This window comes from Stutzerimonas stutzeri (assembly GCF_024448895.1).
Lineage (GTDB): Bacteria > Pseudomonadota > Gammaproteobacteria > Pseudomonadales > Pseudomonadaceae > Stutzerimonas > Stutzerimonas stutzeri_Q.
On the sequence record NZ_JAMOIC010000016.1, the window covers coordinates 13,205 to 32,835 of the forward strand.

Below are 19,631 nucleotides of genomic sequence, written 5' to 3' on the forward strand. Positions count from 1 at the left end.
ATGAACAGCAAGGTTGTTTTCATCACGGGCGCCACGTCTGGCTTCGGACGCGCCACAGCACACCGTTTTGCAGAGGCAGGTTGGTCCCTGGTTCTGACTGGCCGCCGTTCGGAGCGGCTGGATGCACTGAAAGCCGAGCTAGGCGCCAAGGTGCCGGTGCATGTCGCGACGCTCGATGTACGCAAGAATGAAGCAGTGCTTGAGGTGGTTGCGAATCTGCCCGACGCATTCCGCGCGGTGACCTGTCTGGTCAACAACGCCGGTCTGGCGCTGGCACCGGAGCCAGCCCAGAAGACCGATCTGAATCACTGGCACACCATGATCGACACCAATATCACCGGGCTGGTCAACGTGACCCATGCCTTGCTGCCGACCCTGATCGAAACCGGCAAGGGCGCCAGCATCATCAACATTGGTTCGGTCGCCGGCCAATGGCCGTACCCCGGAAGCCATGTCTATGGCGCCAGCAAGGCATTCGTACAGCAATTCAGCTACAACCTGCGCTGCGATTTGATTGCGACCGGTGTGCGTGTCACTGACATTGCCCCGGGCATGGCCGAGACCGAGTTCACCCTGGTGCGTACCAAGGGCAACCAGGCAGCCTCCGATGCGCTTTACAGCACCACCACGCCACTAACAGCCGAGGACATCGCCGAGCAGATCTTCTATGTCGCCTCGCTGCCGGCGCATATCAACATCAATCGGCTGGAAATCATGCCGTCGCGCCAGGCCTGGGCTGGCTTTGCTGTGGACCGCGACAAATAAAACGTGCAATCACAACCGGTGCGATCCGGATTCGCACCGGCTTTTGCCGGCTGGTCTCGCCCTAGGTATTGCGGATTGTTCGAGCCGATGTAAGCGCATTGCTTGCGCTTAGGGGCACTTAGAGATGCGAGGTAGCCACACACAGCGAGAAGACTGGTCTGCGCGATAGGCTTGCTCAGGGAGGGAATCGACCGTATGAATTGGTCGAGGAGGGAGAAGGGAGGCTGGGAGTAAGCAGGCGCTGCGTCCGCAAGGGACGTCAGCGGCCCGGTGTTCGGATGCGGGTGACTTAGTTCACCGCGTCCTTGAGCGACTTGCCTGGCTTGAAGCCTGGCAGTTTGGCAGCGGAGATCTTGATCGTAGCGCCGGTCTGCGGGTTGCGACCATCGCGAGCAGCGCGCTCCTTGACGGCAAAAGTGCCGAAGCCGACTAGCGTCACGCTGTCGCCGCTTTGCAGGGTGTTGGTCACGCTTTCGGTGAAGGCATCCAACACGCGGGTTGCGGTGCTCTTCGGGACATCGGCGGAGGCGGCGATCGCTTCAATCAACTCGGCTTTATTCACGGGTGTGGCTCCAGATTGGGATGGGTGGTCAGTATAAGCAGCGTCTTGCTCTGTCGCCTGCGGCAAATTTCCTCTTTTTTGAAAAATATCCCGCTCAGGCCGACTATTCGCTCGTTTTTTGGCTGATCCAGACGCATTTGTCTGGACAGCTGCAATCCGGCTTCGGTTCATTGATGCTCCGACTACCGGCAGCCAGGGATGCAGCCTGTGACGTGAAACCTCAGTGCGAAACTGCGCTGCGCACCAGAACATGGCTGGATAGATTCAAAGCCAGATCCGCTAGCTGCTTGAATCGGCAAAGCTTATCGGTACAAAAGCGGCGGAATAATCGGGCATTTGCCCAGGCGACCTGCTCGGCAGGCCTAGCTCGTTGGCTTGCATTCGACTTTAGTAGCGTATATCGATGTCGATCTCGCTCGGCTTGTCGCCGGGCACTTCGAATTGGCTGTCTTTGAACGACGGCGGCCCCATGACCTTGGGGTTGTTGGACAGACCATAGCCCTCGATGGGCATCATGCCAAAGCGCAGGTCCAGCTCACCATTACCATTCTCGTCGTGGTAGGCCATTACAGCGTACTGGCCGGCTGGCACCTCTTCGAACTCTACCGTGACGGTTCCGGCGCTTGCCGGTACTTCCTTCCCAGCATATGCCTGATCAGCCTTGCGAAAGGTCTTCGGATCAGAGAACAGAGCAACCCGGACGGTGCCACGGTCGTGTTCAACGCCGTTCAGTCTGACCGTCATCGATTCGCCTTCAGCAACGGCGAACCCACTCGTCGTGATTGCGGCTGCTAGAGCCAGCACTGCGCGTAGTGTCATCAACTCACTCCCTTTTAGACAAAACAGGTGAACCTGGTTACTGGCGCAGTCGACGCCAGCGGGACTCTGGCTCGCGATAGTGCCGCGCTTTGTCGTTGTCGACCAGCACGAGTGCACGACTGGTAACCTACCAGTGCCCCAGCCAGCGTGGCGGAAGCCAAACCGTGTAGTTGGACGATGCCAACCGCCACGCCTCAATGCTATTCGAGCCCTCATGAACAAAAGCCTGCTTCACACATTGATCATTGAACAGCTGCAGGCCGATCTGAAGATTGCCAAGGATGCCCTGCAGGCGTCTCACGAGGCGGCTACCCATGCCGAGAGCAAAGCCGAGAACAAATACGATACCCGCGGGCTTGAAGCTGCTTATCTGGCGGATGGGCAGCGTCGGCGGGTTCATGAAATCGAAGTAGCTCTGGCGGGTTTTCGCAACCTGCCGATCCGTGCTCACCTGAACGAGCCGATATCTCTTGGCGCTCTGATCGAACTGGAGGGGGATGGTGGCTGCCGGTGGGTGTTTCTGGGCCCGGACGCAGCTGGATTGTGCGTAGTCATCGATTCAACTGATGTGCTGCTGATCTCGCCCCGTTCACCCCTGGGCCAGGCGCTGATGAATCTGTATGAGGGTGACGAACTGGAAATTTCAGTTAACAGCCGAGCGCAACGCTATGCTGTTGTTTCCGTTATCTGAAAATATAGTTTTAAAATCAGTTAGATAGCGATGAATTCTCATAATGATTCTAGGTAACTGATCTCATTTGGCTGTCCCTGCTCCGCTCAACGGAAGATACTCGAATAAGCATCAATAAAGTTTAATAAACTATTGATCTATATAGTCTATCGCTTGGCCTGTGCGAGCCTCTGAGAATCGATAAACGCTCTGAGATTAACGCGCCATCTTGGTGCATTCCGGTGTTATCGGATTAGTGCCACTCGGCACTTTCGCCGAGAAACAATTTGACGCATTCAGCCGAGCTATCTATCTTTCCGCAGCAAATGAAAAGCAATCTCATTTGCATTTGCGGAGGTGTTGGTGAACGCATTGACTCGCGTCGCCTGTGACGGGCCAGGGCTGGGATACAAATTCCCACCGTCATATCGATTCTATTCCCCGGCTGGTGGCATTGAAGCCAGCGGTTGTTTCAAAGCGATAAATACACCAGCCGAAGGAGCGGGGCCGGGCCTGGAACGCGATGTTCAGCGCGCATTCTCCGAAGCCCGAGCTGCCGGGTTGACCAATCCTGTACTGGTTGGTGTGATTCCCTTCGATAAGCAGCAACCCTCCAGCTTGTTCATTCCGCGACACGTAAGCCATCTATCTCCGGCGTCTCCGCCCACAGCAATTTGCGGTTTTCCATGCGGTAGCGCCCGGCAGTGCATTGAGCAACCCAATCAGGCGGGCTTTCAGCAGGCCGTCACACGTGCGCTGAGCGCGTTGCGTAATGGGCGTCTGGACAAGGCAGTGCTGTCCCGCCTGCTGCAGCTTGAATTCGACGAACCGCCGTGTGCCGCGACCATCTTTCAGGGACTGCGCCAGCAAAACCCCGAGGCCTACCATTTCCTCGCGGACTTGCCGGATGGGGGCGTTCTGATTGGTGCCAGCCCCGAGTTGCTGCTGCGCAAGACAGGGCAACGGCTAGAGACCAATCCGCTGGCGGGTTCAGCGCGGCGACACGCCGATCCGGCGGCGGACCAAAAGGCTGCGCTTTGCCTGCTGGACTCCGCCAAGGACCAGCACGAACACCGGCTGGTGATTCGCGACATGGAACGTCAGCTACGACCGTTGTGCCGTGAGCTGCACATACCTACCGCTCCATCACTGATGAGTACGGCCAAGCTGTGGCACCTGTCGACGCGGATTGAAGGCGAACTGGTAGAGCCTGTCTCCGCCTTGAATCTGGCCTGCCAGCTGCACCCGACTCCAGCCCTGTGCGGCTTTCCCACTGCGGCCGCCAAACAACTGATTGCCGAGCTGGAGCCCTTTGATCGTGGTGTATTCGGCGGCATCGTCGGATGGTGCGATGCCGCTGGAAACGGCGAATGGGCGGTAGTGATCCGCTGTGGAGTGATCGACCAGCACAAGGTCCGGCTGTTTGCCGGGGCCGGGTTGGTATCAGCATCCTGTCCCGAATCGGAGTGGCGTGAGACCGGTACCAAGCTAGGAACCATGCTCGCGGCGTTCGGCCTGGATCGGGAGGCGCTATGAGTCTGGTTCCGTTCACGCCCTGGCCCGAAGCATTCGTCGAGCGTTATTGCCGTGGCGGATACTGGCGCGGGGAGCCCTTGAGCCAGATGCTCGTTGATCAGGCAAGCAGCCAACCGGACGCCATCGCCGTGGTGAGTGGCAACCAGGCGATCAGTTACGCCGAGCTGGACATGGCCTCGTCACATCTGGCGCGGCGGTTGGCTAACCGGGGGCTGGGGCAGGGTGATCGCGCGCTGGTGCAGCTGGGCAATCAGGCCGAACTCTATATCGTGTTTTTCGCCTTGATGAAGGCCGGGATCGCTCCGGTCAATGCACTGTTCAGTCACAACCGCCTCGAACTGGTGGCCTATGCCGCCCAGATTCGCCCGCGTTTGTTGATCGCCAGCCGTAGTCACGCGTTATTTGCTGACGATGCATTCGTCGAAGAGTTGGCCGACCTCATTCCGGGGCTCGATACCGTCGTGCTGCATGACGATCCCCAGTCGGAGTTGCGGCTGCAATGCTGGTTCGAGCCGGTCGAAGCAGGGCGTCCATTCAGCCCGACTCCAGCCAGCGAAGTGGCGTTCTTCCAGCTTTCCGGCGGCAGCACCGGCACGCCCAAGCTGATTCCGCGGACCCATGATGATTACCTCTACAGCGTTCGGCGCAGCGTCGAGATCTGCCAGTTCGATCGCCACACTCGTTACCTCTGCGCGCTTCCCGCTGCGCACAACTTCCCGCTGAGTTCGCCCGGTGCGCTGGGCGTTTTCCTTGCAGGTGGCCGGGTGGTGCTCAGCCCTGATCCAGGTCCCGCCAGCTGCTTCCCGCTAATTGCGCGGCAGCAGGTCAACGTGACTGCGCTTGTCCCTTCGGCGCTGTCGTTGTGGCTGCAGGCGGCACCGGCCCATCGGGACGAAATCGCGACGCTTGAATTGATACAGGTGGGCGGCGCCAAACTGCCGGAATCGCAGGCCAGGCGCGTGCCTTCTTTGCTGGGCTGCCGGCTGCAGCAGGTGTTTGGCATGGCCGAAGGTCTGGTCAATTACACCCGCCTGGAGGATGACGACGCGCGGGTTTACCTCACCCAGGGCCGGCCGATGAGCCCGGATGATGAGCTCAAGGTCGTCGACCGAGACGGCAATCCGGTTGAAACCGGCGAGGTTGGTGCGCTGATGACCCGTGGGCCCTACACCATCCGTGGTTATTTTCAGAGCCCCGAACACAACGCCAGCGCCTTCGACGCCGAGGGTTTTTATCGCTCCGGTGATCTGGTGCGTCTGCGTGAGGACGGCTACCTCGTCGTCGTCGGTCGTATCAAGGACCAGATCAACCGTGGCGGGGAAAAGATTGCCGCTGAAGAGGTGGAAAACCTCCTCATGGCGCACCCGGCCGTGACACAGGTTGCGCTGGTTTCGATCCCCGACGAGGCGATGGGCGAGAAGAGTTGCGCCTACATCGTCAGCTCCGAACTCAGCCTCAAGGGCATCGCTCTGCGCAAGTTCCTCCGCGGGCTCGGACTTGCTGACTACAAGCTGCCCGATCGTTTCGAGAAACTCGACTCCCTCCCGATGACCGCCGTAGGCAAGGTGGACAAGAACCGCCTGCGCCGCCGTGCCGCTGAAAAACTGACAGTGAACGAATAAGGATCCGTTTCAATGGCTATTCCCACTCTCACGCCGTACCCGTTGCCTCGCGAATGGCGCGAAAACAAGGTTCAGTGGACGCTGGATCCCGGTCGCGCTGTGCTGCTTATTCACGACATGCAAGCGTACTTCTGCGATTTCTGGGGCGTGGAGAGCCCCTTCGTTGCCGAGCTGGTCTCGCGTCTGGCGCAAGTTCGCCAGTGCTGCAAGACATTGGGTATTCCCGTCGTCTACACCGCGCAGCCGGGGCAGCAAGCCGACGCGGATCGTGCGTTGCTTACCGACATGTGGGGGCCAGGCATCACCCAGCATCCCGATCGGCAAGCCATCACTGCCGGACTCGCACCGGCTGACGACGACACCGTGCTGGTGAAGTGGCGCTATAGCGCGTTTCAGCGTTCACCGCTAGAGCACATGATGGCCGAGCTCGGGCGTGATCAGCTGATCATCGGCGGCATTTACGGACACATTGGCTGCCTGATGACCGCATGCGACGCCTTCATGCGCGATATCCAGCCCTTCATGCTTGCCGATGGCATCGCCGACTTCAGTCAGGCCGAGCATCAGATGGCGCTCGATTACGTGGCGACTCGGTGTGGACGGGTGGTGACCTGTAGTGAAGTCGTCTCGCTCGGCTCCGCTGCGCAATCATTGCCCACCCGCGACGGCCTAAAGGCGCGATTGCTGACGCTGCTCGACGAGATGGACGAGCCCTTCGACCCGGATGAGAACCTGCTCGACTACGGCCTCGACTCCATTCAGATGATGACGCTGCTCAGTGAGTGGCGGGAACAAGGCCTTGAGCTCAATTTCACTGATCTGGCCAAAACCCCGACGCTTAACGGGTGGTGGGCACTCATCGCCGAACAGGGAGGTGCACGATGAGGCCGCTTGGAATCGCCCAGCAAGGGCTCTGGTTCGGCTACTTGCTGAACGAGGACCGTGCCATGTTCAACACGGCCGAATGCATCGCTTTCGACGGCAAAGTTCAGGCAGCGACTCTGATCGGCTCGGTTCAGCGGGCGGTCCGTGAGTGCGAGGCACTGTCCGGGCTGTTCGTGGCTGACGAAGACGCGGTGTATTTCAACCCATGTGAGCTGCCGCTGGAGGTGCGCAAGCTGGCGATTCCGCAGGGTGTCGATGCTGAAAGCTGGGTGCGCGACTGGGCCATGCGCGACATTCGGGAGCCCATGGACCTGGAAAATGAACTGCCGTGCCGTTTCGTGTTGCTGCAGGGCGAGGCGGGTGACTTCCTGTACAGCTGCATCCACCACATCGCCCTGGACGGTTATGGCACCAACCTGCTGTATCAGCGCATCGCCGAGCTTTATGGGGCTGCGCTATTTGGCGAAGCGACACCGCCAAACGGTTTCGGCTGCTATGAGGACGTCCTGACCGAAGACGCCGCGCGGCATGCAGATGGCCGTACAGCAGCGGCATGCGGTTACTGGCTGGAAGCCCTGTCACGCATGCCCGAGCCGGTCAGCTTCAGCGACCGTAGCGCGCCGATTTCAGCCACGTTCATTCGTCACGGTGCAGCATTCCCGGCACCGCTCTGGCATGCCCTGCAGAACGCTGCCGAGGCCCACGGGATCGGTTGGCCCGATTTGCTGCTCGCCGGTGTTTCGGCTCAGTTGCGTCAGGTCAGTGGCGCCCGGGCACAGGTACTGGGACTGATGGTGATGAACCGCATCGGTTCAGCATCGTTCAACGTGCCCTGCATGCAGATGAACATTGCTCCGTTGTGCCTGGATCTCCCGGATGACGCGGACCTCATAGCCTGCGCCAAAACCATCGGCAAATTACGGCGTAGCAGCCGCAAGCATCAACATTACCGTTACGAGTCACTGCGTCGTGATCTTGGCCGTGTCGGCGGTGAGCAACGACTGTTCGGCCCGCTGATCAACATCATGCCGTTCGACCGGCCGCTGGCGTACGGCAATTGCCCGGCGCGCACGCTGAACCTCAGCGCCGGACCAGTGGAAGACCTGACCCTCGAAGTGCAGATCGGTACTGACGGCGTGCCGGTGCTGGACTATGACGCCAATCCATCCTGCTACAGCCTTGATCAGGTCCGCAGCCTGCAGGAAGAACTGTTCGATCTGCTCGAATGCTGGCTGGCCGATCCCCAGCAACCGCGAGATGTAATGCTCGATGAGCTCTACGCGGTTCGACGTGCGTGGCAGGTGATCAAGGCGCCGGGCGTCACAGCCCAGGCGCAGGCGGCCAGCGTGTTGGAGGCGATTCGTCAGCAGGCACAGGCCCAGCCGGAGCGCATCGCGCTGGTTCAGCATGAACAGGCACTAACCTACGCCGAGGTGCAGGCGCGTGCCGAAATGGTGGCTGCCGCGCTGGCTGAACAGGGCGTCCAACCGGGCCAGCGGATCGGTGTGATGTTAAGCCGATCGCCACAGGCCATTCTTGCGCAGCTGGGCGTGTTGCTTGCCGGGGCGGTGTATGTGCCGCTCGATCCGGAGCAGCCTGCCGATCGGCAGCGGCTTATCTGCGAGACCGCAGAGCTGGCGCTCGTCATCACCGAGGCGGCTTATCGTCACCGATTGGCTGATATTCATGCAGGCCCGATCCAGTTGATCGGCCTGCTGACTTCGGCCAATCGCCTTTACAGCCCGTGCGGGGCCGACGATGCCTGCTATCTGATGTTTACTTCGGGCTCGACGGGCACACCCAAAGGTGTCGAAGTGAGCCACCGCGCGCTCTCGCATTTCAGCCAGGCCGCCCGGCAGCGTTACGGCATTGACGCTACCGACCGGGTGCTGCAATTCGCCCCGTTCAATTTCGACGCCAGCATCGAAGAAGTCTTCGTCAGCTTGTCCGCCGGCGCGACACTGGTATCGCGGACCGACGCGCTGCTGCAATCGATGACGGCTTTCGTCGATGGGCTTGAGCAGCTGGCCGTCACGGTGGTCGATCTGCCTACGGCGTTCTGGAACGAGTGGGTCGTGGCGCTGCGCAGCGGCCAGGTGCGGATCCCCGCAACCCTTACAACGGTGATCATTGGTGGTGAGGCCGTTTACCCCGAGCAACTGCTCGCCTGGCAGCGCGTTGCGCCTATGGGCATCCGACTGATCAATACCTACGGTCCGACAGAAACCACGGTCGTGGCCTGCACCAGCGAGCTGCAAGACTTCGATCCGCACGCCGGGCAATTGCCAATCGGCCGCCCTCTGGCAGGCGTCGAGGCATTGGTGCTTGAGCGCGGTAACCGTCCGGCGCGCGAAGGCGAGTTGGTGCTCTTGGGCGCCCAACTGGCGAACGGCTATCTGAACAGCGATTCGCCGGCGTTCGCCCATCTGCGTATTGGCGACGAGACGGAGCGTGTTTACCGGACCGGCGATCGGGTTCGGCTGGTCGATGGCCAGCTGGTTTATCTCGGTCGCGTGGATCACGAGTTCAAGATCAGCGGCTACCGCATACAGCCTGGCGAGGTGGAGTCGAGGCTGCTTGCGCTGCCCGGTATTGATGAGGCATGCGTGCTCGGCCTTGAGCTTGAAGCCGGCGTGCGGCGACTGGTTGCGTTCATTGCTGGGCCTCGTGAAGACATTCGGGCGATCAAACGTGAGTTGGCCGAGGTGTTGCCCGCCGCGATGGTGCCCACCGATTACCGTCATTTCTCCGCATTGCCCCGTACCGCAAGCAACAAGATCGACCGCAAGCGGTTGCAGCAGAGCTACCTGCAAGGCGCTACCGAACATGTGCTGAACGACGAAACACAGCGGCGGGTGAGCGCAATCTGGCAGCAGATTCTTGGCGTCGGTGCCATCGCGCCGGACGATAACTTCTTCGAACTCGGCGGGCAGTCGTTGCAGACCATCCAGATCGTGAACCGGCTGGGCGCTGAATTCGGTACCGCTGTGAAAGTCTCGGACGTATTCGATCACCCGCGGCTCGCGGACTTCTGCAGTTTTCTCGACGCCCGCATGGGGCAGCAAGAAGAGCAGGTTGAACTGGTTTGGTGAGGACGGGCAGATGAACGATCAGATGAGTTTCACCGGGCAGTGCGTTTGGGTAACCGGCGCCGGGCAGGGGATTGGCCGTGCAGTTGCTGAGGGGTTTGCGCGGCTGGGCGCGCAGGTCACCGGCTTCGACCGCGCCTTCCCGGAGCAGGATTACGGCTTCACCGCCTATGTGCTCGATGTCGGTGATGCCGAGGCGGTCAAACACACATGCGCCGAGCTACTCGGTGTGAAACAGCGTGTCGATGTGTTCGCCAGTGTTGCTGGCATCCTGCGGCTGGGGACGATCGAGGCGCTGAGTTCGGCCGATTGGGACGACACGATGCGGGTCAACGCCTCCGGCCCGTTTTATTTCCTGCGCGAGCTTATTCCACATTTCAAGGTGCAGGGCAGAGGGGCGGTAGTCGCAGTCAGCAGCAACGCGACCCACGTCCCGCGCATGCAGATGGCCGCCTACAGCGCTTCAAAAGCGGCACTTTCGAGCCTGATCCGCACCGCTGGCCTCGAACTGGCCGAGCACGGCGTGCGCTGCAATCTGGTCTCGCCGGGTTCCACCGATACCGCAATGCAGCGAGGCATGTGGCAAACCGAGGACGCTCGTGACCGGACCATCGCCGGCTTTCCTGAGCAGTACAAGCTAGGCATCCCGCTGCGCAAGATCGCCACACCGGAAGAGATCGCCCGTGCGGTGCTGTTTCTGGCATCGGACCTGGCAAGCCATATCACCCTGCAGGACATCGTCGTCGATGGTGGCGCCACCCTGGCGGCTTGAGCTTTCCGAGAGGTAGCAAATGCACAACAACATAATCGGCCTGCTGAAGCATCTCGCTCAGCAGGGGGTGCAGCTTGCGCTCAACGATCAGCGACAGCTGGTCTCGCAGGCCCGCAAGGACGCCATCACCCCGGCGCTCGGACAGCAGATTCGCGATAACCGCGACGCCATCATTGAGTGCCTGCGGGCGCAGCAGGCGTTCGATTCACCCATCACCGCGCAGCGCGGCAGCGTCGGACCGCTGTCCTCATCGCAGAGCGGGCTCTGGTTCATCGAGCAGTACGAGCAAGGCTCACACCTGTACAACATGCCGGTGTTCTTCCGCCTGACTGGCGAACTGGACGTGGATGCGCTGACGTTCGCATTCGATGCGCTGGTCGCCCGTCATACCAGCCTGCGCACGCGGTTTCAGCGTAGTGCCGAGGGCCGGGGGGAACAGGAGATCCTGGCCCACACCGAGTTCCATCTTGCGCGCGAGAACCTGAGTTACCTGGAGCCTCAGGCGCGCGAAGAGCGGGTAGCGCAGCGGGTGCGCGAGGAAATCCTGCAGTCGTTCGATATCACCAGCGGGATGCTGACCCGGGTCACGCTGCTGGAGCTTGGCGAACGCGAGCACGTGCTGATGATCAACCAGCACCACATCATCTCGGATGGCTGGTCGGTTAAGAACATGTTCGCCGACCTGAAGGTCGCGTATCTCGCCTATCAGAATCGTCAGCAGCCAAGCTGGGAAGAACCGCGACTGAGCTATATCGACTACGCGCACTGGTTCAATTCACCCCTGTTCCGCGACTACCACGAACAGTTCAAGGCGTTCTGGGTTGAGCGGCTGGCGGGAATTCCCGATGTACACAGCCTGCCGCTGGATAAGCCTCGCCCAGCACAGCCGGCGAGTGGCGGTGAAGTCGTGTTCTCGACCATCGACAACTGCCTCTGGGCGCGTTTCAAAGCGCTGTGCCAGCAACACAACACGTCACCCTTCATAGGCCTGCACGCGGTGCTCGCGTTGCTGTTGGCGCGCCACTCCGGGGAACGCGACATTGTGATTGGCACGCCGCTGGCGTATCGGGAGCGTCCTGAAGTCGAGCCGGTGGTGGGTTTTTTCGTCAACACGCTGGTGTTGCGCACGCAACTGCCCGAGCGACAGCGCTTCGTCGACTACCTGATTCAGTGCCGAACTGAAGACCTTCAGGCATTCGATCATCAGCTGTATCGCTTCGAAGCCTTGAGCGAGGCCCTTGGCATGGACCGCCACACCGCCATCAACCCGATCTTCCAGATCATGCTGGTCTACCAGGCGCGCGTGGACTTCAATGACCTGATCCCCGGTTGCAATGCGATGGAAGAGACGTCCCCCGTGCTGCCAGCCAAGACGGATATCTCGGTCAAGGTCACCGAGCTGGTCGACTCGGTGCGGGTCGATTGGCTTTACGCTACGGCCCTGTTCGAGCGCAGCAGCGTCGAAGGCTATGCGAGTCGTCTGCTGAATCTGCTGCAGGCGGTGGTGGAGACGCCGGAGCAGGATATCTGGCAGCTTCCGATGCACGATCAGGCGCTGCTGAAGCAGACCGCCGAGAAGCTTAGCGCGCTGCCCGTTGCCTATCCTGATGGCCTCACCGCGCTTTCGCTGTTCAATGACATAGTCCGGTCCCATGCGAACAGGCCCGCGCTGCGCCAGAGCAGCAGCTGGATCAGCTACGCAGAATTGGACGCCCGGGCGAACCGGCTGGCCAACTGGCTGCAGGTGCAGGGCTGCACCGATGGTGACCTCGTCGGCGTGCTTGCCCGGCGTGAGAATGCGTTCGTCACCGCCTTGCTGGCGTGCTGGAAAGTCGGCGCCGCGTACGTTCCGCTGGACCCGGATTATCCGCAGCAGCGTATTGCACACATCGTGCGCGACGCCGAGCTGCAGCTGATCATCGGCCAGGGTGAGGCACCCTTTGCGCTGGAGGCGGGCCAACATTGGGTCAATCTGCGCAGCGAGGTGTTACAGGCGCAGCTCGATGCACAATCGCCCGATGCACCGCCGTTGCGGCAAGAGCCCCAGCGACTCGCCCAGGTGATTTACACCTCCGGTTCGACCGGCACGCCGAAGGGCGTCATGGTGGAACACGGGTCGCTGGTCAATCTGCTGCGCGATCATGGCCGACGGCTGATGGTTGAGCCTGGCGACCGCATGCTGGATTGCATGTCGCTGTCCTTTGATGCCGGCAACATGTGCGCCCTTGTGCCGCTGGTTCATGGCGCCTGCCTGCTCTGGGCAGACCCGGGTGAGGGGCTGCTGGACGAAATCGAACGAACTCAGACCACCCACATGATCTTTGCCACAGCGCTGCTGGCGACCTTGCCCGAGCGGCGATTGCCAGCCATGAAAGCTGTGGGCTTCGGCGGTGAGGCCTGTCCACCGGCCCTTGCACACCGCTGGGCGCGGCAGTTCCGCCTGATCGACATGTACGGGCCCACAGAAGCCACCGTGACGGCGCTGACCAAGACGCTCGTGGTGGGTGCACGCCTGACAATCGGTGAGCCCATCGATGGTCTGCAGGCGGTGGTTCTTGATCGCCATGGCGCGCTGTGTCCAGCCGGTGTTCCCGGCGAACTCTGTCTGGCCGGTTTGGGGCTTGCCCGAGGCTATCTCAACCAGCCGGAGCGCACCTCGGACGTGTTTCGTGAGCATCGTATCGCCGGTGTCACAGTCCGTCTTTATCACACCGGTGATCGTGCTCGGCAGCTCGCCAATGGTGAATACGAGTATCTGGGACGCCTGGATGCGCAGATCAAACTGCGCGGCTATCGCATCGAGCCGGGCGAAATCGAAGCACAGCTGCACGCCATCTGCCCAGGCCTGCAGGAGATAAAGGTCATCGTTGCCAGACAGGAAACGCGCCAGGCACTGGTGGCCTATGCAACGGTGACCCCAGGCGCAGCGGCCCCTCAGCCGGACGACATATTGCAGCGGGTATCGCGGCGACTGCCTGAATACACGGTGCCGCAACGGTTGATCCTGCTCGACAAGATGCCGCTGACCGCCAACGGCAAGCTCGATGTGCGGCAGCTGCCTGCGGTTCGACTGGATTCGGATGAGCCGCTTGTGCCGCCGACCGGAGCGCTGGAAAGCGAGGTACTGCGCATCTGGCAGGACGTCCTGCAGCAGCCGCTTGGCGTTGAAAGTGATTTTTTCCGCTTGGGAGGCGACTCCATCCTGAGCATTCAGCTGGCGACCCGGCTTCGGGACGCGGGCTACCCCTGCAGCGTAAAGGAAGTCTTCGAGGCGAAAACGGTTCGGCGATTGTGTCGGGTACTCGAAATGCCGCGAGCCGCCGAGACGATCCGCGCCGAGCACGGCCTGCTGACAGGCGAGTTCCCGTTGCAACCGATCCAGCAGTGGTTTTACGAACAGCCATTCGCTCAGCCTCAGCACTGGAATCAGGGTGTGGTGCTGCATTTGCCAGAGGCCACAACGACCCCGCAGCTGATGGATTACATGCGGCAGCTCCTGGCACATCACGACGCGTTGCGCCTGATCGTCATCCCGTCCGGCCAGTGTTACCAAGCCTTCCTGCCACTGGCCGAGCCTGCGCGGCTGGACGCAGCCGAACTCGGGCCATCGGGCGTACAGCAGGCGTTGACCGAGCTGCAAGCGCACATGGACCCGGCCAGTGCGCGAACGCTGGCGTGGGCAGTGATCGAGAACTTGCCGAGCGGCGAGCGTGGCCTGTTCCTGGCGCTCCATCATCTGGTCGTCGATGCGGTGTCCTGGCGCATCCTGATTGAAGACATGCAGCGTCTTGCCCGGGGCGAAACCTTGCCGGACAAGAGCAGCAGCTATAGACAGTGGGGTGAGGGTCTTGCCGCTTATGCCAAACGCGCTGAAGCGCAGCTGCCGTATTGGCGTGAGCAGGTGGGTGCGATGGATATCCGGTGCCCTGCCGACTGGTCCTCGAACGAGCGAGCCGAACCGCAATTGCTGGAGCTTGACGAGGCCACCACACGGCAGCTGACACAGGTTGCTACCGTGCGACTGCAAAGCGATGTACGTGAAATCCTGCTGGCCGCGCTGACGCGGTCCCTGAGCGACCTGGGGTTTGGCGAACAGCAGTGGATCATGCTCGAAGGGCATGGTCGCGAGCACATCGAAGCTGGACTGGACGTCGGCCGCACGGTGGGTTGGTTCACCAGCATGTTTCCGGTAAGGGTGTGCAACCAGGCCGACTGGACGGCGCTGCTACGGCAAGCCGCTGACCAGCTGCGCCAGGTCCCCGACAAGGGCGTGGGTTATCTCCCATTGCGCAACAACCCGGTGCATCGCGATTCGCTGCCATTACCACCTGTGGCGCTGAACTACCTGGGCGTCTACGGCAGTGGAGCAGGGCATTGGCAGCCCTTGCCAATGCCTGCAGGCAACCCGAGCGGTAAGGGCAACCTGTCCGCAGAGCTGATCAGTCTGCACGGCGGTGTGTTCGACGGGCTGCTGACCCTGCGCCAGATCGGCAGCCTGCGTGCGGATCTGAGTGCGCAGCTGCTGACGTCGCTGAAGACGAACCTTCAACGCTTGGCGGCCTTGAATGAGGACGCACCATGACCTCACTCAATTCACGATTCGCCGGTGTTTTTGCCCGTCACCCCGACCAGCCGGCATTGGGATGTATGGGTGCCAGCTTCAGCTATGCCGAACTGCAGGCGCGGGTGGCGGCCATCGTGCTGCAACTGCGTGCCAAAAGGCTGGTTGCGGGTGATCGCGTCGGTTTGCATCTGAGTCGGGGGCCCGATCTGATCGCCGCGCTGCTGGCTTGTCTGCATGAAGGTCTGTGCTTTGTGCCACTCGAACCGGACTTTCCGCTCGACCGGCTGCAAGGCATCGCTGACGACGCGCAGGTGCATTGGGTGATTCAGGATGAGCAGGCTTCACGGTCGCTTTCGCCGTCGCTGCGCCTGAAGCCGGGTATCGCGGACATGCCCGCTTCGCCAGTGCTGAGTGATGAATTGCCGGCTTACATGATGTTCACCTCCGGCTCCACAGGCAGACCCAAGGGCGTGGTCGTCGGCCGCGCTGCCCTTGCCAATTTTCTCGATGCGGCGACGCGAAGAGTCGGAGTCGGGCCGCATACGCGTTGGCTGTTCACCACGACCCCGGCTTTCGATATTTCCTTGCTGGAAATGCTAGGGCCGCTCTGGGCGGGTGGCTATGTCGAGGTGGTCTGTGCTCCTGCTCACAAGGACCCGGTGGCACTGCTGCAGTTACTCGACAGCCGACCGGATCTCAATACGCTGCAAGCAACCCCTGCGTTTTGGAGGATGCTGCTCAAGGCAGGATGGCAGGGCCGCGCCGGCCTGATCGCGTTGTGCGGTGGAGAAGCCCTGGACACTGCACTCGCGACCCGGCTCGGCGCATCGGTTGGCCAACTCTGGAACTGCTACGGCCCCACGGAGGCGACCATCTGGTCAATGATGGCGCCGGTCGACTTGTCGGCTGAGCAAGGCGTACGCCTCAGGCACTCACTTGATGGGTATCGGCACTGGGTACTGGATGAGGACGGTGATGATGTCGGATCCGGTGGCAAGGGTGAATTGTGTATCGAAGGTATTTCACTGGCCCAAGGCTACTGGCAGCGCAGCGAGTTGAGCGATCAGGCTTTCATCAGCTGGCGGGGGCGGCGTCTGTATCGCACCGGTGACCGGGTACGCCGAACCGGTGACGACGAGTTCCTGTATCTCGGACGCCAGGACGACCAGATCAAGCTGCGTGGCTTCCGAATCGAGCTGGGGGAGATCGAAGCGAACCTAAGGCAGATAGACGGGGTTCAGGATGCGGCGGTGCGCTTGCTCGGCGCAGGCGATGATGCCTGTCTGGTGGGCTATGTGGAGGCAGGATGCCAGGGCGCCCCCAGTCGGGTTCAGATTCGGCGAGCGCTTCATCTGACCCTGCCGCACTACATGATTCCGAGCCGCATCGTGATGATCGACGCGTTACCCAAAACTCCCAGTGGAAAGATCGATCGCAAGCGCCTGCCCGAGCCGCTCTGAGCGATGAGGCGGCGAGCCGTGCTAAGCACAGCAACGGGCTCGCCGCATCGGTCAGTCCCTGGCTACTGGCTCGGCGTCCGCTTTGCCAATGATGGATTCGATGTCCTCAATTACTTGCAGGGCAGCCATCGGGCCACCGAGCGAGGTCCACAGCGAACCATCCACGGCGGCGAAGCGCTTGGCCTGGATCGCAGATAACTGGCGGAAGGCGGCCGTCTCCTCGGCCTGGTTCAGCGCCTCGACCGCTTCGCCGCTGGTAGCGAGGGTACCGATTACCAGCCAGTCGCCGTCGAGCAGTTCGAGCGATTCGAGGCTGAGGGCCATCGAATGGGTGTGCCCCGGGTCCTGCTGATGGGCCGGGCGCACCAAGCCGACGTCTTCGAGGACGGTGCTGGAGAACGCGTCCTTGAACATGTAGGACGGGCCTTTTGGGTTCCAGCGCACGATGCTGAACGTTTCGCCGTGATGATCCTGCAGCCTTTGGCGTGCTTCCGCAGCCCGGGCCTTGTATCGCTCAAGAAAGGCCTGGGCTTCGGCATCCTTGTTCAGCACGTGAGCGGTTCGCAACATGCTCTCCTGCCATGGGCGCGCCCAGTTGAAGGTGATGACGGTTGGCGCAATCTCGTTGAGGATGGCGAGCTGCTCCGGCTTTACCGGGCCGGTGAGGATCAGGTCTGGCTCGAGCTCAAGCAGCACTTCCAGATTGGGGTTGTCGAGATCTCCGACGACTTTGATGCCCTTTGGCACTTTGCCTTCAAGGTAACGAGGCGGCGCGGCCTGGCCGCGACCGTTGACGGTGCCGATCGGCGTAACGCCGAGGGTCAAGGCGGTGTCGAGGTCGATCTCGCTGAGGGTGATGATGCGTTCAGGCGCTGTCGGGATGGTGACGCTGTTGCCAAATGCATCTTCGACCTGACGCGTTTGTGCCTGGGTATTGAGTGTCAGCAGGCCGGTCAGCAATGCGGCAGTCAGGGTCAGGGGGAATCTCAGGCTCATAGGGTTTCATCCTGTGGTGCAAGTTCGTAATGGGCACTTGCCTGGAATGCAGGCGCTAGGGATGGGGTCAGTGGTCGTCGGCGCGGCACGATTACCGGCGCGCCATCCCCAGGTGCCGGGAGGATGTCAACTTCGGTCTGGTAAAGGTGATCCACCAGCTCCTTGGTGATCACTTGCCGCGCCGGCCCCATGGCCTGAATGCGGCCATCGGCGAGGGCGATCAGTTCGTCGCAATAGCGCGCTGCGATGCCCAGGTCGTGGATGACGATCAGCACCGTGCGGCCCTCGGTCGCGATTCGATGCACGGCTTCCATGACCTCGGCCTGATGGCCGATATCCAGCGCGCTGGTGGGCTCATCCAGCAGGATCAGATCGGTGTTCTGCGCCAGGATCATGCCCAGCCACGCGCGTTGCGCCTGGCCGCCGGAAAGCGAGGACGCCTGCTGCTGCCATATGGCGTCGAGCTGCATTGCCACTCTGGCTTTTTCAACCTGAGCGGCGTCTTCTTCGCTCCACTGGTTGAACCAGCCTTGATGAGGGTGACGTCCGTATTGCACCAGCTGTTCCACGCGAATGCCTTCCGCCATGACCGGCCTTTGCGGCAGAAATGCCAGCTGCCTGGCGAGGCGTTTCAAGGTGAAGCGAGTCAGTGATTCACCCTGTACTTCAATGTCGCCACGTTGCAGGGGTAGCTGTCGCGCCAGGAGCTTCAGCAGCGTGGATTTGCCGCTGCCATTCGGGCCGACGATTCCGATCAGCCGCCCCTTGGGCAGCGAAAAGGACAGGTCTTCGAGCACGACCTTGTCCTGATAGGCGAAGTGCAGGTTCCGCACCTGGAGAACGGTCATCAGTCAGCTCCTCGTCTGTCCTTGATGAGCAGGCCCAGCAGCAGGATGCCACCGAGCAGGCGAGTCATGATTCCCGTAGGAATCTCTTCTGGTTGAGCCAGCACGCGGACCAGCGTGTCACTGCCCAGCATCAGCACGGCACCACACATCGCGGCGAGCCAGATAGGCGCAAGGTTGTCCCGCGCCAGCCAGCTCGCGAGTATGGGCGCGGCCATGGCGATGAAAACCACCGGGCCGGCGATGGCCGTGCCCAGGGACGCCACCAGGATCGCCAGCCCCAGGACGGACAGCTGAATGAGCGGTACACGAACGCCGAGGTTCTGCGCGGTCGCATCGCCGAAGCGAAGCAATGCCAGTGGGCGGTTGATCAGCGCCATCAGCGGGCAAAGTACCAGCAGCACCAGGGTGATGGGCTTCACCGTTTGATAACTGACCCCGGCGAAATGGCCCATCGTCCAGAGGTAAATGCTGCCCAGATGCACCAGCGGTTGGGTGGACATGGCGAAGTCGCCGATAGCGCCGAGCAACTCGGAGAGTGCGATACCGATGACGATGAACAGATAACCTTGCTCGCCAGGGCGTCGGCAGAGCGTGAACAGCGCCGCGGCGGCGAAGAGCGCGCCCAGCGGCGACGCCCACCAGGGCCAGCTGCCCAGGGTGAGGTACATGGCAAAGCCGACCACTGCGAGGGAAGCGCCTTCGTTCACCCCGATCATATCCGGGGTCGCCAGTCGATTTCGTACCAGCGTCTGGATCAGGCAACCCGCCATGCCCATGGCCAAACCCGCCACAACAGCCGCAGCGATGCGCGGCATGCGGATCTTGAACACCATGATTTCGTGCAGTTTGCTGCCGTTGCCGCCCAGCGTTGCCATGACATCGCGCACGCCCATGTTGCCGGAGCCAAGGCTGATGGCGACAACGGCGAAACCGGCGAGCAGCGTGGTCAGCAGGCCGAACATCAGCCAGTTTCTCCGGTGCAGCAACACGCTCAGGCTGCCCAGCCGGACGGTCCAGAAACCGCTAGGGGTGATGGAGGCCAT

14 protein-coding genes are annotated in these 19,631 nt (G+C 61.5%); 9 read left to right on the forward strand and 5 right to left on the reverse strand.

All coding sequences use genetic code 11. The features are described from left to right. The gene (locus NA619_RS17655) at positions 1 to 765 is read left to right on the forward strand and encodes an SDR family NAD(P)-dependent oxidoreductase (RefSeq protein ID WP_255963118.1); all 765 of its coding nucleotides are present in this window, start codon (positions 1 to 3) and stop codon (positions 763 to 765) included. Between the two features lie 289 nt (positions 766 to 1,054). Here the strand turns inward: NA619_RS17655 and NA619_RS17660 are convergent, their stop codons facing one another. Both NA619_RS17660 and NA619_RS17665 read right to left on the reverse strand, forming a co-directional pair. Beyond that, on the reverse strand, positions 1,055 to 1,579 hold the full coding sequence (locus tag NA619_RS17660) for an HU family DNA-binding protein (RefSeq protein ID WP_336605468.1): 525 nt from the start codon (positions 1,577 to 1,579) through the stop codon (positions 1,055 to 1,057). A 135-nt stretch (positions 1,580 to 1,714) separates the two neighbouring features. After that, positions 1,715 to 2,146: a DUF2141 domain-containing protein gene (locus NA619_RS17665; RefSeq protein ID WP_255963120.1), complete on the reverse strand. Its 432-nt coding sequence runs from the start codon at positions 2,144 to 2,146 to the stop codon at positions 1,715 to 1,717. A gap of 214 nt (positions 2,147 to 2,360) precedes the next feature. On the opposite strand from NA619_RS17665, the gene NA619_RS17670 reads away from it, so the two are divergent. From NA619_RS17670 to NA619_RS17705, 8 genes are all read left to right on the forward strand, one after another. Then, the gene (locus NA619_RS17670) at positions 2,361 to 2,837 is read left to right on the forward strand and encodes a GreA/GreB family elongation factor (RefSeq protein ID WP_255963121.1); all 477 of its coding nucleotides are present in this window, start codon (positions 2,361 to 2,363) and stop codon (positions 2,835 to 2,837) included. 342 nt (positions 2,838 to 3,179) lie between these two features. Next, complete coding sequence (locus NA619_RS17675; RefSeq protein WP_255963122.1) at positions 3,180 to 4,352, forward strand: isochorismate synthase; 1,173 nt, start codon at positions 3,180 to 3,182, stop codon at positions 4,350 to 4,352. Continuing rightward, complete coding sequence (locus NA619_RS17680; protein WP_255963124.1) at positions 4,349 to 5,974, forward strand: (2,3-dihydroxybenzoyl)adenylate synthase; 1,626 nt, start codon at positions 4,349 to 4,351, stop codon at positions 5,972 to 5,974. Before NA619_RS17675 ends, NA619_RS17680 begins: the two co-directional genes overlap by 4 nt. Positions 5,975 to 5,986: 12 nt before the next feature. Further along, positions 5,987 to 6,859, forward strand: coding sequence for an isochorismatase family protein (locus NA619_RS17685; protein WP_255963125.1), 873 nt, complete (start codon positions 5,987 to 5,989; stop codon positions 6,857 to 6,859). Beyond that, the gene (locus NA619_RS17690; protein ID WP_255963126.1) at positions 6,856 to 9,951 is read left to right on the forward strand and encodes an amino acid adenylation domain-containing protein; all 3,096 of its coding nucleotides are present in this window, start codon (positions 6,856 to 6,858) and stop codon (positions 9,949 to 9,951) included. Before NA619_RS17685 ends, NA619_RS17690 begins: the two co-directional genes overlap by 4 nt. A 10-nt stretch (positions 9,952 to 9,961) precedes the next feature. Beyond that, positions 9,962 to 10,720 (forward strand): 2,3-dihydro-2,3-dihydroxybenzoate dehydrogenase, encoded by a 759-nt coding sequence (gene dhbA, locus NA619_RS17695; protein ID WP_423836848.1) that lies wholly within the window; start codon positions 9,962 to 9,964, stop codon positions 10,718 to 10,720. Positions 10,721 to 10,739: 19 nt separating this feature from the next. Further along, positions 10,740 to 15,302, forward strand: coding sequence for a non-ribosomal peptide synthetase (locus NA619_RS17700; protein WP_272891817.1), 4,563 nt, complete (start codon positions 10,740 to 10,742; stop codon positions 15,300 to 15,302). Then, positions 15,299 to 16,744 carry an amino acid adenylation domain-containing protein gene (locus NA619_RS17705; RefSeq protein WP_255963127.1) on the forward strand — a complete coding sequence of 482 codons (1,446 nt, stop codon included), beginning with the start codon at positions 15,299 to 15,301 and terminating at the stop codon, positions 16,742 to 16,744. The genes NA619_RS17700 and NA619_RS17705 overlap by 4 nt, the downstream gene beginning before the upstream one ends. Before the next feature lie 51 nt (positions 16,745 to 16,795). Here the strand turns inward: NA619_RS17705 and NA619_RS17710 are convergent, their stop codons facing one another. From NA619_RS17710 to NA619_RS17720, 3 genes are read right to left on the reverse strand one after another with little or no spacing between them, the layout of a single operon-like run. Beyond that, on the reverse strand, positions 16,796 to 17,740 hold the full coding sequence (locus tag NA619_RS17710; RefSeq protein ID WP_255963128.1) for an iron-siderophore ABC transporter substrate-binding protein: 945 nt from the start codon (positions 17,738 to 17,740) through the stop codon (positions 16,796 to 16,798). Continuing rightward, a complete protein-coding gene (locus NA619_RS17715; protein WP_255963129.1) occupies positions 17,737 to 18,588 on the reverse strand; it encodes an ABC transporter ATP-binding protein in 852 nt (283 codons plus the stop codon). Before NA619_RS17715 ends, NA619_RS17710 begins: the two co-directional genes overlap by 4 nt. Next, on the reverse strand, positions 18,588 to 19,631 hold the full coding sequence (locus NA619_RS17720; protein WP_255963130.1) for a FecCD family ABC transporter permease: 1,044 nt from the start codon (positions 19,629 to 19,631) through the stop codon (positions 18,588 to 18,590). The genes NA619_RS17715 and NA619_RS17720 overlap by 1 nt, the downstream gene beginning before the upstream one ends.